The 15047-nt window shown below is 48.1% G+C and carries 15 protein-coding genes; 5 read left to right on the top strand and 10 right to left on the bottom strand.

Features of this window, described 5'->3' with window-relative positions:
* Positions 1–191: 191 nt before the first annotated feature.
* From ACQY6I_RS07655 to dnaQ, 3 genes are read left to right on the top strand one after another with little or no spacing between them, the layout of a single operon-like run.
* A complete protein-coding gene (locus tag ACQY6I_RS07655) occupies positions 192–989 on the top strand; it encodes a methyltransferase domain-containing protein (RefSeq protein ID WP_428240884.1) in 798 nt (265 codons plus the stop codon).
* Positions 982–1437, top strand: coding sequence for a ribonuclease HI (rnhA, locus tag ACQY6I_RS07650; RefSeq protein WP_428240883.1), 456 nt, complete (start codon positions 982–984; stop codon positions 1435–1437). Before ACQY6I_RS07655 ends, rnhA begins: the two co-directional genes overlap by 8 nt.
* Positions 1434–2141 carry a DNA polymerase III subunit epsilon gene (gene dnaQ, locus ACQY6I_RS07645; protein ID WP_428240882.1) on the top strand — a complete coding sequence of 236 codons (708 nt, stop codon included), beginning with the start codon at positions 1434–1436 and terminating at the stop codon, positions 2139–2141. Before rnhA ends, dnaQ begins: the two co-directional genes overlap by 4 nt.
* A 13-nt stretch (positions 2142–2154) precedes the next feature.
* Here dnaQ and ACQY6I_RS07640 read toward each other — a convergent pair whose 3' ends face one another.
* A complete protein-coding gene (locus tag ACQY6I_RS07640) occupies positions 2155–2697 on the bottom strand; it encodes a hypothetical protein (protein ID WP_428240881.1) in 543 nt (180 codons plus the stop codon).
* Between the two features lie 42 nt (positions 2698–2739).
* Positions 2740–3072 (bottom strand): hypothetical protein, encoded by a 333-nt coding sequence (locus tag ACQY6I_RS07635; protein ID WP_428240880.1) that lies wholly within the window; start codon positions 3070–3072, stop codon positions 2740–2742.
* Between the two features lie 84 nt (positions 3073–3156).
* On the opposite strand from ACQY6I_RS07635, the gene ACQY6I_RS07630 reads away from it, so the two are divergent.
* Positions 3157–4191 (top strand): NADP(H)-dependent aldo-keto reductase, encoded by a 1035-nt coding sequence (locus tag ACQY6I_RS07630; RefSeq protein WP_428240879.1) that lies wholly within the window; start codon positions 3157–3159, stop codon positions 4189–4191.
* A gap of 6 nt (positions 4192–4197) precedes the next feature.
* Here the strand turns inward: ACQY6I_RS07630 and ACQY6I_RS07625 are convergent, their stop codons facing one another.
* The gene (locus ACQY6I_RS07625; protein WP_428240878.1) at positions 4198–4971 is read right to left on the bottom strand and encodes a hydroxyacylglutathione hydrolase; all 774 of its coding nucleotides are present in this window, start codon (positions 4969–4971) and stop codon (positions 4198–4200) included.
* A gap of 116 nt (positions 4972–5087) precedes the next feature.
* On the opposite strand from ACQY6I_RS07625, the gene ACQY6I_RS07620 reads away from it, so the two are divergent.
* A complete protein-coding gene (locus ACQY6I_RS07620; protein ID WP_428240877.1) occupies positions 5088–5660 on the top strand; it encodes a YajG family lipoprotein in 573 nt (190 codons plus the stop codon).
* A gap of 50 nt (positions 5661–5710) precedes the next feature.
* Here ACQY6I_RS07620 and ppc read toward each other — a convergent pair whose 3' ends face one another.
* The 7 genes from ppc to ACQY6I_RS07585 are packed head-to-tail and all read right to left on the bottom strand — an operon-like array spanning position 5711 to position 15047.
* Positions 5711–8332: a phosphoenolpyruvate carboxylase gene (gene ppc / locus ACQY6I_RS07615; protein WP_428240876.1), complete on the bottom strand. Its 2622-nt coding sequence runs from the start codon at positions 8330–8332 to the stop codon at positions 5711–5713.
* A 12-nt stretch (positions 8333–8344) separates the two neighbouring features.
* Positions 8345–10006 (bottom strand): BatD family protein, encoded by a 1662-nt coding sequence (locus tag ACQY6I_RS07610; protein WP_428240875.1) that lies wholly within the window; start codon positions 10004–10006, stop codon positions 8345–8347.
* On the bottom strand, positions 10000–11745 hold the full coding sequence (locus ACQY6I_RS07605) for a VWA domain-containing protein (protein ID WP_428240874.1): 1746 nt from the start codon (positions 11743–11745) through the stop codon (positions 10000–10002). Before ACQY6I_RS07605 ends, ACQY6I_RS07610 begins: the two co-directional genes overlap by 7 nt.
* On the bottom strand, positions 11736–12734 hold the full coding sequence (locus tag ACQY6I_RS07600; protein ID WP_428240873.1) for a VWA domain-containing protein: 999 nt from the start codon (positions 12732–12734) through the stop codon (positions 11736–11738). Before ACQY6I_RS07600 ends, ACQY6I_RS07605 begins: the two co-directional genes overlap by 10 nt.
* Positions 12731–13180 (bottom strand): DUF4381 domain-containing protein, encoded by a 450-nt coding sequence (locus tag ACQY6I_RS07595; RefSeq protein WP_428240872.1) that lies wholly within the window; start codon positions 13178–13180, stop codon positions 12731–12733. Before ACQY6I_RS07595 ends, ACQY6I_RS07600 begins: the two co-directional genes overlap by 4 nt.
* Positions 13180–14091 carry a DUF58 domain-containing protein gene (locus tag ACQY6I_RS07590; RefSeq protein ID WP_428240871.1) on the bottom strand — a complete coding sequence of 304 codons (912 nt, stop codon included), beginning with the start codon at positions 14089–14091 and terminating at the stop codon, positions 13180–13182. The genes ACQY6I_RS07595 and ACQY6I_RS07590 overlap by 1 nt, the downstream gene beginning before the upstream one ends.
* Positions 14091–15047: an AAA family ATPase gene (locus ACQY6I_RS07585; RefSeq protein ID WP_428240870.1), complete on the bottom strand. Its 957-nt coding sequence runs from the start codon at positions 15045–15047 to the stop codon at positions 14091–14093. The genes ACQY6I_RS07590 and ACQY6I_RS07585 overlap by 1 nt, the downstream gene beginning before the upstream one ends.

Here is a 15047-nt window from a genome sequence, read left to right as displayed (position 1 = left end):
TATAAATATATGAGTCGCAATTAATTCCGGTCAGCGTGAAAGAGAATTCTAAACACACCGAATGGATGTGACTCTTATTTACGAGGTTCGAAATATTACACAAATTGTTGTGCCAGTAGGATTTTTTTTTATGTTAATTGACTCTGTTGATGAAATTTTATTCAAATGTGTGAACATGGGGGCAGTTACTGGTGGTAAGCATTCTGGCTAAGCCATTAAAAAAGATCTCTGCGCTGGCCAAGATGAAGCCGGCTCTCAGAGAGGCTCTGATGCACCATTGGTTTGATTCGGATCTTGGCCAGGAATTGTTAAAAGTTGAACGCAAATGCCTGGACAACATTTTTAAAAATAAGCTTGGGCATCATTTAATACAGATTGACTCAGGGTTATATTCTCCACTGCTCAGTAACCCGCCGATAGGGTGTTGTACGCTGTATACCCGGCAAGAAAACCGGGCGCCTTGTCCCTTGGTTAGGGGGGTGCCGGAGCAGTTACCTTTTAAGCCGGATTCGATTGACCATATTATTCTTCATCACACTCTCGATTTTTGTGAAGCACCTTATCAGACCGTCCGAGAAGCCAGTATTGCCCTGATGCCAAACGGGCACCTGGTCGTGGTTGGTTTTAATCCAGCAAGTTTATGGCTGGCCCGAAAGTTTAGAGGGACGCTGATTTCCCAGGTTCCATGGATAGGCCGGTTTATCAGGGCCGGCCGGGTAGCTGAGTGGCTGGAGTTGCTAAATCTCGAAGTCGTGGAACAATACTCTCTGATGCATCGTCCAGCGTTCAATCGGGCAAGTACCCTCAGACGATTCAACTGGTTTGATCGAGCATTTAGAGTGCTTCTGCCAAGAGCGGGGGCCGTATATATATTGGTTGCCCAAAAACGTGTCGCAGGTCTGATTCATCGAAACCTGGAATGGTTGCCTCAAGCCAGTCCAAAATCACCCATAACCGCACCGGAGATTAATAGTCCCAAAGATGTCTGAAATTGTTGAAATATATACTGATGGAGCCTGCAAAGGTAATCCTGGGCCTGGTGGCTGGGGGGTTTATCTGTCTTACAAAGGCACTGATAAATCGCTGTTTGGTGGTGAAGCTGATACTACAAACAATCGAATGGAGCTTCAGGCTGCCATTGAAGCTCTTAAAACCCTGAAAAGGGAATGCGAAGTTAACCTATATACTGATTCTACCTATGTCAGAAAGGGCATTACTGAATGGCTGGCTGGCTGGAAGCAAAAGAATTGGACAAATTCCCAGAAAAAGCCTGTGAAGAATGCAGACCTGTGGAGACAGTTGGATGAGCTTAACAGTCTCCACAACGTTCACTGGATATGGGTAAAAGGTCATGCTGGTAATCCAGGTAACGAAATGGCCGATCAGTTGGCCAATCAGGGGGTGGAGCAGGTTATGCAGACGAGGGGAAAAGCGTGAGACAGATTGTATTGGATACTGAGACAACCGGTATCAGCCCTAATGAACACCGTATTATTGAGATTGGTTGTGTTGAAGTGATCAACCGTAAGCTGACGGGAAATCATTTTCATGTCTATATTAATCCTCAAAGGGAAGTGGAACAGGAGGCGATTGCGGTACACGGTATTACCAATGAATTTCTGGCCGACAAACCCCTCTTTGCTCAAATAGCTGAAGAGTTCATTGAGTTTATCCGCGGTGCCCAGTTGGTTATTCATAATGCGCCCTTTGATGTTGGCTTTATGGATATGGAATTTAGCCGGGTACCTGGTGCTCCAAAGGCAACGCGGGATATCTGTACGGTACTTGATACGCTGGTAATGGCGCGGGAAAAACATCCTGGTCAGAAAAACTCTCTGGATGCACTCTGCAAGCGATACTTTATAGATAACAGTCATCGGGAGTTGCACGGCGCCTTACTCGATGCTGAAATTCTTGCGGATGTGTATTTGATGATGACCGGCGGCCAGACCGCATTGTCTTTATCGAATGAGGATTACACAGACCAAGATAATGACGATCATCAGACAGCCCATCGTGTTGTCGTTGATGGGGCAGGGCTGCCTGTTATTGCGGCTTCTGCTGAAGAGGCTGCTGAGCATGATCAATTTCTGGCTATGATGGCTCGAAAGTCTGAAGCGGTGATCTGGAAGAAGTATTGAGCACTGTCGGTGGCTAGAACCCTTCTTTTCCAGTAAGGATGTTTGGATTTATTGGCGAGTAGATTAGCTGGTGCATGAATTTGCCTTCTTTGTTGGCCAGCTGTTGGCGGATTATGGTCGTCGAAGTATGCCAGACTGTCTGCAGGATCAGGCCATCGTCAAAAAGAGCAATTGGTATGCTACCATTTTTATTGGGATAGTCTTCCTGCCAGAGTTGGTTTGACTCGTCGGGTTGACCATAAATACCCGTAATTGTTTTGGCAATCTTATCAAACTGGTTGACCGCAGCGATGGCATCCGTGCGGACATTGGTGAAAAGAAATCCTCCTTTTATCAGCAGTCCATCACTGAACCAGTAGACCAGCCGTACATTTTGGATACCCGAAATATTTGCCTGATAAACGAGATAGTTTTCCTCATCAGGAGGCGTTAAATCCAGGTTGGTTTCATTTTCCATAATCCACTGTCTGGATTGGCCCCAGACTGCCACGCCAAAATCCTGCGCCCAGGCTATACCGCTCATCCAGAATAATAGAAAAAATCCGCATACTCTCATATGTTTCTCATACCAGTGGTTCTTGTCACAGTATAGATCGTTTTATTGGTTATCCCATTGCTGCCATAGTTCGTCGTCGTTGAGCTGATCGAACTGTTTTGCGCTTGGTGCTTCTTTTTCCTGGCTGGCAGGAGCATCCTGTTCTGCAGCCAAAGAGCTCTTTTGTTTGGGAGAGCTGGTGCCTGACGACGTATCCTGAACTTTCTCCTGTTCCAGAAATTTTTGGTAGGCTGATTTCTGCCGTTTTTTGTGCTTGCTCAATTTATTCTTGCTTGGAATTTTGCCAAGTTCTCCAGCGGCTATGAAAGATTTCTTAGAGCCGGTTTTAATTTCCAATTTATTTTTTAGGGAGCGGGTTTTTTTAACGCGCGACATATGGGTATCCTGTATGCGATCTAAAGTCTGTTATCAGACCATCATTATATCAGCTATATCGTCTCACTGATCGAGGAGAAAAAAATGAAATACAGTAAACTTGGGGTAACCGATCTAGAAGTGAGTAAAATCTGCCTGGGAACGATGACCTGGGGGGAACAGAATACTGAGGCGGAAGCGCATGAACAACTGGATTATGCCTATGCTAATGGTGTCAATTTTATTGATACTGCAGAAATGTATCCTGTACCCCCTAAAGCAGATACTCAGGGGCGAACAGAAAGTTATATTGGCAGCTGGTTTAAAGCTCGTGGTAATCGCCATAAGTGTGTTTTGGCCACTAAAGTGGTAGGTCGTAGTGATGCTACCTGGTATCGGGGAGAGCCGGCTACTTTGAGTCGCAGGCATATAATGGAAGCGGTCAATACATCCCTGCAGAGACTGCAGACTGACTATATCGATGTGTATCAACTGCATTGGCCGGATCGCCACGTCAATAACTTTGGTTCCTTGGGTTACCAGGTTGTTGAAGAAGGTAAACGGGTCGCTATTCTTGAGACTCTGGCGGCTATGGATGAGTTGGTTAAAGCTGGAAAGGTTCGTCATATTGGTGTCAGCAACGAAACCCCATGGGGGGTGGCGCAATATCTAAAGTTAGCTGAAACCAAGGGGTTGACCCGCATTCAAAGTATTCAGAATCCTTATAGCTTATTAAGTCGCAGCTTTGAGATCGGTTTGGCAGAATTTGCTCATCGGGACAAAATCGGGTTGCTCGCCTATTCGCCAATGGCTTTCGGAGTATTGTCTGGAAAATATCTTGATAATACGCCAGCAAATGGGAGGCTGACGTTGTTTGAACGTTTCAAGCGTTATAGTAAGCCTCATGTTGCTCCTGTGGTCCGGCGCTACGCTGATATTGCCCGTCAGCATCAGTTGAGCCCCGCACAAATGGCGCTCGCCTATGTCAACAGCCGCCCTTTTGTGACGGCCAATATCATTGGTGCGACCACCATGGAACAGTTACGGGAAAACATAGACAGTATTAACGTCGAATTGAATGACGATATCTTGGCTGCCATTGAATTAGTCCACCAGGAAGTCTCGAATCCCTGCCCATAAATCTCATCACCATTCATTGCGGAGTTTTCTCAAGGATGAGAAAACCTCCAGATCTGTCGGTAATTTGCGTGAGAGTTTGTCTGATACTGATTGTCTGAGTTCGGCTGAATCTAGTCTGAGAAATGGGTTGAATGTTAGTTCATCTGACCATTCAGTCACTGGTCTGGACTCTGCGTCGGTTTGCATTACCTTTTCCAGCCACAGGTCTATGGCCTTATTTCCAGGTTCAAGGCTTTTGGCAAAGCGTAGATTGTTTTCCATGTAATCATGAGCAGGGTAGATCTTGGCATGACTGGCAAGCAAGTCCTTGATCTTGTCGATTGACTGAAACAACACCTCAGTATCGCCGGAATACGTATTGCCGACACCTGCATTGAAGACGGTATCTGCAGTGACCAGAAAGGGTATACCGTCTTCATCATTACCGTACAGGCAGGTGTGAAGAAAGGTATGTCCAGGAGTATCCCAGCATACGACGGTTTGACTTCCAACAGGTATTTCATCTCCGTCTTTGACTGGCTGAGTCACCAGAGGGATTTTGCCATTGCCATAAACAGGAAGGTTGAAGTGTTTTGCCAGTGGACCGCTGGCCCGAATATGGTCACCATGTTCATGAGTCAGATAAATTGCTTCCAGCGTTGCTCCGAACGCGGCAACCATCTCCAATGTCTGGGTTTTACTGAACGGGTCGATTGCCAGTGCTCTCATGGAGTCGGGGTCAATCAACAGATGGTTGTAGTTGTCATAAGAGTTTGGAACGTAGTAGCGAACAACTTTCATTGTACTTCCCCTTCAATATTCAACTGGCAGACGTGATATGCAATTGTTTCATGTTTTTTTTTTATTTATTGTTGGTGATGCATAGTATACGTCCAAAAACATCCGGGAGTTGACGAATGAGAATAAAGTTGCTGTTTTTTGTAATGATCGCACTGTCACTGGTTTCGTGTGCTGAAACTCCTCAACAGATTTCTGTCCTACCACCGCTGGCTACAGATAATTTGATAGTGGGGCAGGGGCAAAGTGTGGCGCTGACTGTGACCGATGAACGTGCTGATCCCGTTCTGGGCAGTCGTGGCGGAGTATATGCGGAAACCAGTGTCATAACCCTTCAACCAGGCTTCGAAAAAAAGCTACAGGAAGAGATCAGTCGTAAACTGGCACAGCGGAATTTCATCATAGACCCTATGTCTCTGGAAGTAACCTGGCAGGTGAAACTGCTGGAGCTGAGTTACGAAATAGTTCCCGTAGACCAATTGAAAGACAACATTGTTGTGAAGGGAAAGCTTGGGTTTGAGATGAACAATGCAAACAAAACGTTCACTAAGAGCTACGGTGCTACCAGAGTTCAACCAATGTTTGGTAAGCCGAGTGATAAAAAGAACAGCGACTTGGTGAATATGGTGATTGCGGATATGGTCAATGCGATGCTGTCAGACCAGCAGGTAGCAGACTTTCTCAATGATTAAGTGAGTAGCTGTCCGGACATATGTGCCGGACAGCTGTTATGCAGTTGGCTTCAGCCGGTGTTGCGAATGCCGGCTGCAATACCTGCGATGGTAATCATCATGGCCTGAGTGATTACATGCTGGTTATCCACTTCCGGCATTTCTCTTAACCTCTGTAACAACACCACCTGCATCAGGTGCAACGGTGCCAGATAGGATGCGCGTAAGCGAATCGATGCTTTGTTCCAGGGCTCGTTCTGCATGAGGCTTTCTTTGCCGGTAAACTCCAAAATAAACTTCAGATCGTTTTTAAGTTGCGTACGCAGACTTTCACCAATGGGTTTCAGTGCATCTTCCTCCACCAGAATGTCTTCATAAATGGCAGAGATGGCGGGGTCAGCTTTGACGAACACCATCTCCAGCATATCCAGACGAGTGGTAAAAAACGGCCAGTGCTCTTTCATCGCCAGAAGTGGCTCGCTGTTCCCTTGCTCATAGAGTTCCTGGATAGCCTGTGTAGCACCCAGCCACGCCGGCAGTACCAAACGGTTTTGTGCCCAGGCAAAAATCCATGGAATTGCCCGCAGGCTTTCAATGCTGTTGTCCTTTTTCCGTTTCGAAGGTCGGCTTCCCAGCGGCAGGCGTCCCAACTCCTGTTCGGGAGTTGCCTGGCGGAAATAGGTGACAAACTGGTCATTGTCTTTGACATAGGCACGATAATGATGGCAGGCCAGATCCGAAAGTTTATGCATAACTTCGCGCCACTCGGCTTTGGGCTCAGGTGGTGGCAGAATCATCGCTTCGAGAATTGCATTGGCATACAGCGCCAGGCTTTTTTGCGCCACTTTGGTGGTGCCAAATTTCAGTCTGATGGTTTCACCTTGTTCGGTCACACGGAAACCGCCCTCCAGAGACCCGGGAGGTTGTGACAGAATCGCAGAATGAGCCGGACCGCCGCCGCGACCGATTGTACCGCCGCGGCCATGAAATAATGTGAGTTTGATATCCTCTTGCCGACAGAGTTTCACCAGGCTTTCCTGTGCCTGGTACTGGGCCCAAGAGGCTGATAAAACCCCGGCATCTTTGGCAGAGTCGGAATAGCCGACCATGACATACTGATGTCCATTCATGTAGTCACGGTAATCAGTATTGGCGAACAGTTTTTGAATGACCTGCTCAGCATTATTTAAGTCATCCAGTGTTTCAAACAATGGAGCGATAGGTAGTTTAAATGTCAGCCCGCATGCCTTCAGCAACAGTTGAACAGCCAGAACATCCGAGACTTCACTGGCCATGGAAATAATATAGATACCAAGTGCTTCAGGATTTTGCTGGGCAATCAGTTTGAGGGTGTCGAGTACTTCCCGGACATCATCGCTTGGCTGCCACGATAACGGAATCAAAGGCCGGTTGCTGCTAAGCTCCTTAACGAGAAATTCCTGCTTACGTTCCTCTCCCCATTGTTGATAACTTCCAAGACCGAGGGCTTGGGTAATTTCTTCGATTACTTGAGAGTGGCGTTCGGAATGCTGACGAATATCCAGTTTGACCAGAAAAATGCCAAAACAACGTGCTCTGATCAGAGTATCCATCAGCTTGCCATTCGCCACAGAATCCATGCCGCACTCAACCAACGAGCGATAACACAGCAGTAATGGCTCCAGTAGCTGCTGATTGTCGTGCATCACATTCGATTTATTCCATTGACCGGTTGTGACTTTCGCTTCGAGCTCTGCGCGAGTATCGCGTAATTGCTGGCGCAACAGCTTAAGGATCTGGCGATAAGGTTCTTCGCTGTTCTGGGTAGCGGCTTTCAGCTCCTCACTGGCGGTTGTCATCGACAGCTCTCCAATGAGTTCTTTTATGTCCCGTATAAATAAATCGGCAGCTTCCCAACGTGCCAGCAGTAATACCGACTCTGTCACTTCAGAGGTGACGAACGGATTACCATCGCGGTCTCCACCCATCCAGGAGGAGAATTTAACCGGCGAAAAATTTTCCGGCAGTTCGATATCCGCGTGCTCTTTAACCTGAGATTTCAGTTCTTTAATGAACCGGGGAACAGCGTTCCACAGTGTTTGTTCGATAACCGCAAACCCCCATTTGGCTTCGTCGATCGGGGTAGGGCGTTGGGAGCGAATTTCATTGGAATGCCAGCTTTGAGTAATCAAATCTTCCAGGCGTCTGTTGACTGAGGGCACAGCACTGCCAAATGGTTTGCCACGTAGACAGTGGTTGATTTCATTGAATTTCTGAATCATGGTCCGACGACTGACTTCCGTCGGATGAGCTGTCAGTACTAAATCAATACTTAAAGCATTAATGGCTTCCTGGATCTGTTTCTTGCTCAGGGAACTGTCTTTGAGGTTGCTAAAGAACTCTTCCCGGGTTTTTTCTTTACCCGTTAACTCTTCACCTTCGGCGGTGTTGGCATATTCCTGTTCTGCAATGTTGGCCAGATTCAGAAATTTTGCGAATGCACGGGATAACACCAGTAGCTCATGATTACTGCTGGTGTTGAACTGATTGAACAATTGTTTGAAAGCTTCCTCATCATCGCGAGAGGATTTGCCCAGTTCGCGGATGGTTTCAATTTTGGTAAGAGTCTCTAATCCCTGATCTTTTGCAATGGTTTGCCCAAGGATGGCACCAAGATTCTGGATTTCCTGATGCAACTGGTCAGGTAACTTCATAAATGACTCCTTCTATCCATACAGAATATCTGAGTAGGATTGCTGATGATTGGTCGCCCGCCGGAAAGCGGTCTGTTTAAGTAACGCAGGCAATTTCTTACATTCTGGAGACTGATCAGGCCGGCTGGAATAGCGGTATTGCATCATCTGTTCGACCAGTTCATTGAATTTCGGATTGTCTGAACAGCTCATGGCCTGTTGAATCGTGGTGAAATTCTGACCTGAATGTTCATTAATTGCGGCTACGAGCACTTGTAATACTTGGGGGAGTTTATCCTCTTTACAAAGCTGCTCCAATAATTTGATGAATTTCCGTGGTTTTGGGTTTTTCCCTGTACTTACAGTGGTTTTTTTGAATGATCGTATCCGAAACAAGTAATAAAGCGTTGCTAGCCAGAGTAGCAGAAAGACCAGTGTCGTCAGTATCCACACATTAAACCCCTGTGGTTGCGATATTGCCGATGATTGTTCCGGAGCAACTGCAGCCGAACCTGTATCCGATTCAGGCACATCCTGTAGCACCGGTTTAATGGGTTGTGAGGTAGTAGAGCCCACCGCTCCGGCAATAGTGAAACTATGCTCTGGAAGGGTTTCCTTGTGCACTTGGTTTTGATTCACATCCCACCAGTACAGTTCAGTGGCAGGCAGAGTGACGTTGCCATTGTCAGAAGGTACCAGGGTCCAGGTTTCGGTCTGGGAAAAGGTTGGGCCGGATGATGCCTGAGTTTCATTGAGTTGTGGCTGGTCGCGATATAGTTTGAGCTGGGGAACATCCGGTGCCTGAAATACTGCCTGGCTACTCTTATCCTGACCTTCCACGTATAAGCGAATGGTGCGGGTGACATTATCGCCAACCGTCAGCTCAGGTTTGAGACCTACCCAGCTTTCAGTTAGTTCGACATGTGAGGCCGGTAGCCATTTTTGATTTTTTGGCCAACTGGCGGGAATGTCCTGGACCGTCAAGGTAAGCGGGTCTGATTGAACCTGAAAACGGGTCCAGCGCCGGCTGTTATTATTGCTGTATTCGCCGGAGACACTGAAGACTGGAAGGCTGAACTCTCCAGGAGCCAGTACCTTAAGGCGATATTTTTGCTCTACTAACTGATAGGTTCGACCCTTCGTATTAACGGTTCTTCGGCTGTCATTGCCATAAGGCTCAAATATGGCGTTATTGACATTTACGTCACCCCAGGCACCTTGGATATTATCCTGATAATAAAATTTCACGGAAATAATAAGATTTTCATCAACATAGATCTCTTTCTTGGGCACCGAGACATCTATGAACATACGTTTTTTCAATTCAGCTTTTTGTTGGCCCGTCATAGGAGAGACCGTCACATCAATGGGGTCAGATTTCTCCTGACCCACTTTAATCGATGGAATCCTTAATACCCCCGTTGCTTTCGGTGAGAGTGTCAGTTGCCATTCTGTGACTCTGACAATGCCGGTACTCAAGCCAATTCTGGAGTCGGTGAACTGTTTGGAACTGAGAATATCGAAATTAACTTTCAACAGTTCGAAGTCTGCATCAACGTTAACCTGGTCCGTTCGCAGGTTGAATTCCAGTGTTTGTCCTTCCTGAATATGATCACTGGAGACCGTTGCGAGTACCGCAGCGTTAGAATAGATACTGCTGAGTAATAATGTGATTAACAGGATAACTCTCACCATAGTGGTCCTTCGTTTTGCTGTTGTTTGCCGCTGAGTTGATATTCAATACTGAACTTCTGTTGTAATAATTCACCAGGGTTGTCTTCTACCTGGTTCATCCAGCGCTCCACTTCCTGATCTGACTTTTGGGGGATAGGCTGGTTGCTCTGGGCCATTTTCTGCTGCTTCGAATCATCATCACTTTTATCTTTTTGTGGTTCTGGTGACTCGGACTTGTCCTGACGGTCTTTATCAGCCTGAGATGGTTGTTTTTGTGAGTCAGAATTGTCTTTTTGTTGTGCCTGGGACTTGTTCTGGTCCTGGGAATTCTGATCATTTTGTTGCTGTTGCTGTTGCTGTTGCTGTTGCTGTTGCTGTTGCTGTTGCTGTTGCTGTTGCTGTTGCTTCAGCATCTTTTTTACCAGGTCATAGTTGTACTGTGTGTCGGGGTTATCCTGCAGCTCCAGAGCTTGTTGGTAGCTCTTAAGTGCTTCTTCTAATTGCCCGGCTTTAGCCTGAGCATTGCCTAGATTGTGCCAGGCTTTGAAGTCTTTTGGCGTTTGCTTAACCATATTTTGCCACCCCTGGGTTGCCGCCTGATAATCTCCCTGTTCGTAAGCGCTACTGGACTTCCAGTCCGGACGATTAAACATTTGTTCTGCCTGTTTGTACTCTTGTTGCTGGAACGCTTGATAGGCCTGTTGATCGTTGTTTTTCCATAACTGGTCCCAGAATGAGGCAGAATAGCCTGTATCGGGCAATCCGGCTGCAATCAATATGACCGCGGGAACCATGATGCCTCTGCGAAACAGAGGCAAAAACAGAGCCATTGCTGGTAGTAGCAGCCAGTAACCAAAATCTTTGGCCTGATGTGTTCGGGTGAGTGACTGACTTTGTTCCCGGGTCAGTTCGGGCTTGATCAGTGCAGATAAATCTTTGTCTCCGACGGTTAATGGATACATTTGACCCTGAGTTTCGTTGGCCAGTCTGGTCAGCCGATCAAAATCAACGCCTGCCACAACATTCTGGCCAGAGTTAAGTTTGAGAAAGCCCTGATTTTCCGGAAGAGGGATGGGTCCACCTGCACGAGTGCCAATTGGTAGGATAGCGAGTTGTCCGGGATGCAGTTTGAGATCTTTAATGCGCTCAATATCTGCTTCTTCGATACCATCTGTGATCAATAACAGTTGTCCGTGTGGGGCACCGTAGTCATTCAGCATTTTCTGGCCCAGGGTCAAGCCATCCACCACAGAGCTGCCGAATGCCGGCATAATGTAAGGGCTGATCTGAGCAAGCAGGTTCTTCAGCGTTTCGCTGTCGCGCGTAATGGGCGAGACAATATGAGCGCTGCCGCTGTAAACGGCCAGGCCAAACGCATCGGCAAGATCCGTTTTTAGTAAATCCTCAATCTTGCGTTTTGCCAGAGTCTGACGGTCAGGGTTTACATCCTGGGCCATCATTGACAGGCTCTGATCCAGCACGATGACAACTGGAAAATCAGATTGATTGGTTGATTGCAGTGCATTTTTGATGGCCGGGCCGCTTAATCCGAGTGCGGCCGTTATCAATGCCAGGCTGTTCAGAATAACCGGCCATCGTTCACGCGCTTTACCACTGACAATCAATTCAGGTAGTAAGTTTGGGTCGATCACCTGTTCCCAGGTATTCATCGCATTGTGTTTTTTGAGTTGCCACCATAACCAGATAAGTACCAACGGAATAGTGATGAGCCACCAGGGGCGGAGTAGTGTCAGTTCCATTGTTTTCTCCCCAGTATCAAAATGAGGCCCCAAAGTGCCATGGCAGCGGCTGCCGGCCAGTAAAACAGTTCTGTGGCAATTCGTACCTTGGCATCATTACGAACCGCCGGTTCCAGTTTATCGATCTCATGATAAATATCTTCCAATGCAGAGGCTGATTTGGCGCGAAAATATTTTCCATCGGTCATGCTGGTGATTTTTTCCAGGGTATCTTCATCCAGGTCTGCACTGGGGTTGCGTTTTTGCAGACCGAAAAAACTGCGTTCAATGATTTCATCAGCACCGATACCAATGGCATAGATTTTTATGCCGGATTTTTTAGCCAGTTCAGCTGCCTGGACAGGGTCAATCGAGCCGCTGGTATTGGACCCATCGGTCATCAGCAGTACTACTTTATCCTTGAGGTCTGTTTTATTGAGTTTTTTGACGGCCAGGGCCAAGGCATCACCGATGGCGGTTTTTCGTCCGGCCATACCGATTTGAGTCTGTGATAACAGTTCTGAAATGGAGCTCAAGTCGCGGGAAATTGGTGCGTACATGTAGGCTCTAGAACCAAAAACAATGAGTCCCACTCGATCACCTGTGCGGGTGTGCAAAAACTGCTGCCCGAGATCTTTAACGACGACAAGGCGATTAACGTAGCGATCACTGTTGTTCAATTGCAGATCCTGTTCCTGCATGCTGTTTGACAGGTCCACGGCCATCAGTAGCTCACGGCCGCTGTTCGGTATCATTTCCTGTTCTCCCAATTGCTGGGGGCGTGTTAATGCCAGGCAGATCAGCAGCCAGAATAACAATAGCAGAGCCAAACGCAGGCGGTTATGTCCGGTCTCTTCTGCCAGGTTGGCTGGTTGGGAGAAGAAACGGCGCCATTGCTGATAAAACGGTGTTTTTAACGCACTGCCTTCGGCTTTGAAGGCCGGAAGTTTCCAGAGTAACAGCGGTGCGACTGGTATTAATAACAAGGCATATGGCCAGGCGAGTATCATTTTTGCTGTTCCAACTGTTTACAGATAGGTATCAGATGTTGCTGCCATTGGTTGACATCATCAACGGTGGCACTTTGTCCTGAATAAGGCAGCATCAGAAAATGCCGGCCGGGGCTACTGTCAAACCAGGGGTCGAGCTGAGTTAGCCGGCTCATCCATTGTTGCTGACTGAAAGCGGCAGCCTGGTTGTCAAGGAACAACCATTCTCGCAGGATCAGATTCGCCTGTATCCCTTTTTGCCGGGCAGTCAGATCTGTACTCCATAGTCGCTGCAGCTGTTTTTTCAGCGATGGTTTTTTGGGTGGTTTGTGTCTTAACCAGAGCCAGATGCCGGCCACCAACAGTATCGTAAGTATGATTGCCAACCACCATCCTGGCGCCAGTGGCCATAAGCCAGGAACGTCCGGCAGGATGATGGGTTTGAGGTCTGCGAGTGCATCGTTCATCAGGCCATAATCTCCCCGACATATTGCAATAGATTCTCGCGGCTGATGTGGGTTGGAAACGAAAAATAATGTTGATAGCCGGAGATGGTTTTCAATTGCGCAATCCTTTCTTCGTAGAGTTGCTGATAGCGCTGCCGTTGCTGGCGGTTACCTGAGTGTATGACGGCTTTTTGCCGGCCATTGGTAATGACATATTCACCGGCCGGGGGCAATTGCTCATCAAGTTGATCGTGGCAGTGCAACACCGCAATGTCGCGGTTGGCTTTCAGGCCGCTCAGTGGTGCCAGGGCCTGCCAGTCCGGAAAATCACTGATCAGCAGTATGCGATATCCCGGACGGGTTGAAAGAGACAGTTGCCGGACCAGTTCATCCATGCCTGTAGCAGTATCGCTATCGATTGTCATGCGAGTGGGATCCGCTTGTTCCAGGTTTTGAATCAGATAATCGACCGCACGTTCCCTCATCATGGGTTTCTGGCTGAGAATCCCCTGATTGGTGAGCAGAACAAAGCCAACGCGGTTGCCTGAATAACACGCCAGCCAGCCACATAATGCGGCAATGTGCGCAGCCAAGACCGACTTAAACCGGACCTGACTGCCAAATGCCATGGAGGATCTTAAGTCACATACGATACTCACTGGCTGTTCGCGTTCTTCGTGATAGAGCCGGGTATGGGTTTTTCCTTTTCGTGCAGTAACTCGCCAGTCAATGGCGCGAATGTCATCACCAGGCTGATAAGCGCGCACTTCCGCAAACTCCAGACCACGACCGCGGTGACTGGAGATACGATGTCCCATCATATGGTGTGGCCGGCGTTGTCGGGATAACGCTGCCTGATGTTTGGCCAGTGCTGACCAGGCATGCAGCTCACGCGCAATGATATGGGTTGGGGAGGTGTCTGTAACCGTCATCAGGCAATGGGTACCCGTTGCAGAATGGTTTGTACGACTGTTTCTGAGCTAATGCCCTGGCCCATGGCTTCGTAGCTCAAGTACAGTCGGTGACGATAGACACTGGGAAAGACCGACTGTACATCGTCAGGGGTTACGAAATCACGACCGGATAACCAGGCCTGGGCTCGGGCGCATCGTTCCAATGCGATGGTGGCACGAGGGCTGACACCGGCCGTCAGCCAGGACGCCAGGTCATCTCCCCAGGTTTGGGGGTGACGGGTCGCCAGCGTCAGCTGCACCATGTATTCCTCAATGGCTTCGGATACGAATAGCTCCAGAATCTGTTGTCTGGCGGCCATTGTTTGCTGCTTCGTGATCTGTAGTGCAGCGGGCTCCGGCTGTTTTAGTTCTCCCCGCACCAGACGAAGAATTTTGAGCTCAGCTTCCCGGTTGGGGTAATCCAGAAACACGTGCATCAGAAAACGATCGAGTTGGGCCTCCGGAAGCGGGTAGGTACCTTCCTGTTCCAGAGGATTCTGTGTTGCCATCACTAGAAACAGATCGTCCAACTGCCGGGTTTCACCGGCAACCGTTACCTGCCGTTCTGACATGGCTTCCAGTAACGCTGACTGTACTTTCGCGGGTGAGCGGTTTATTTCGTCGGCCAGAATCAGGTTGGCAAACACCGGGCCTTCCTGGAAAACGAACTGATTGCTGTCCTGGTGGTAGATTTCGGTACCGGTAATGTCTGAAGGCAGCAGATCCGGGGTAAATTGAATGCGGTTAAAATGTCCATGCAGCCTGGCAGCCATTTCTTTAATCGCTTTGGTTTTAGCCAGTCCTGGAGCACCTTCCACGAGCAGGTGACCATCCGCAAGTAATGAGATGATTAAAGAACGGACGAGTTGTGGTTGGTCGATTACCTGTGACTCTAAGTCCTTCTCCAAGGTCTGGAACGCCTCGCTCAGTGACAT

The organism is Gynuella sp. (genome assembly GCF_050297175.1).
Taxonomy (GTDB): domain Bacteria; phylum Pseudomonadota; class Gammaproteobacteria; order Pseudomonadales; family Natronospirillaceae; genus Gynuella.
This window is presented reverse-complemented; position numbering and strand designations above follow the sequence as displayed.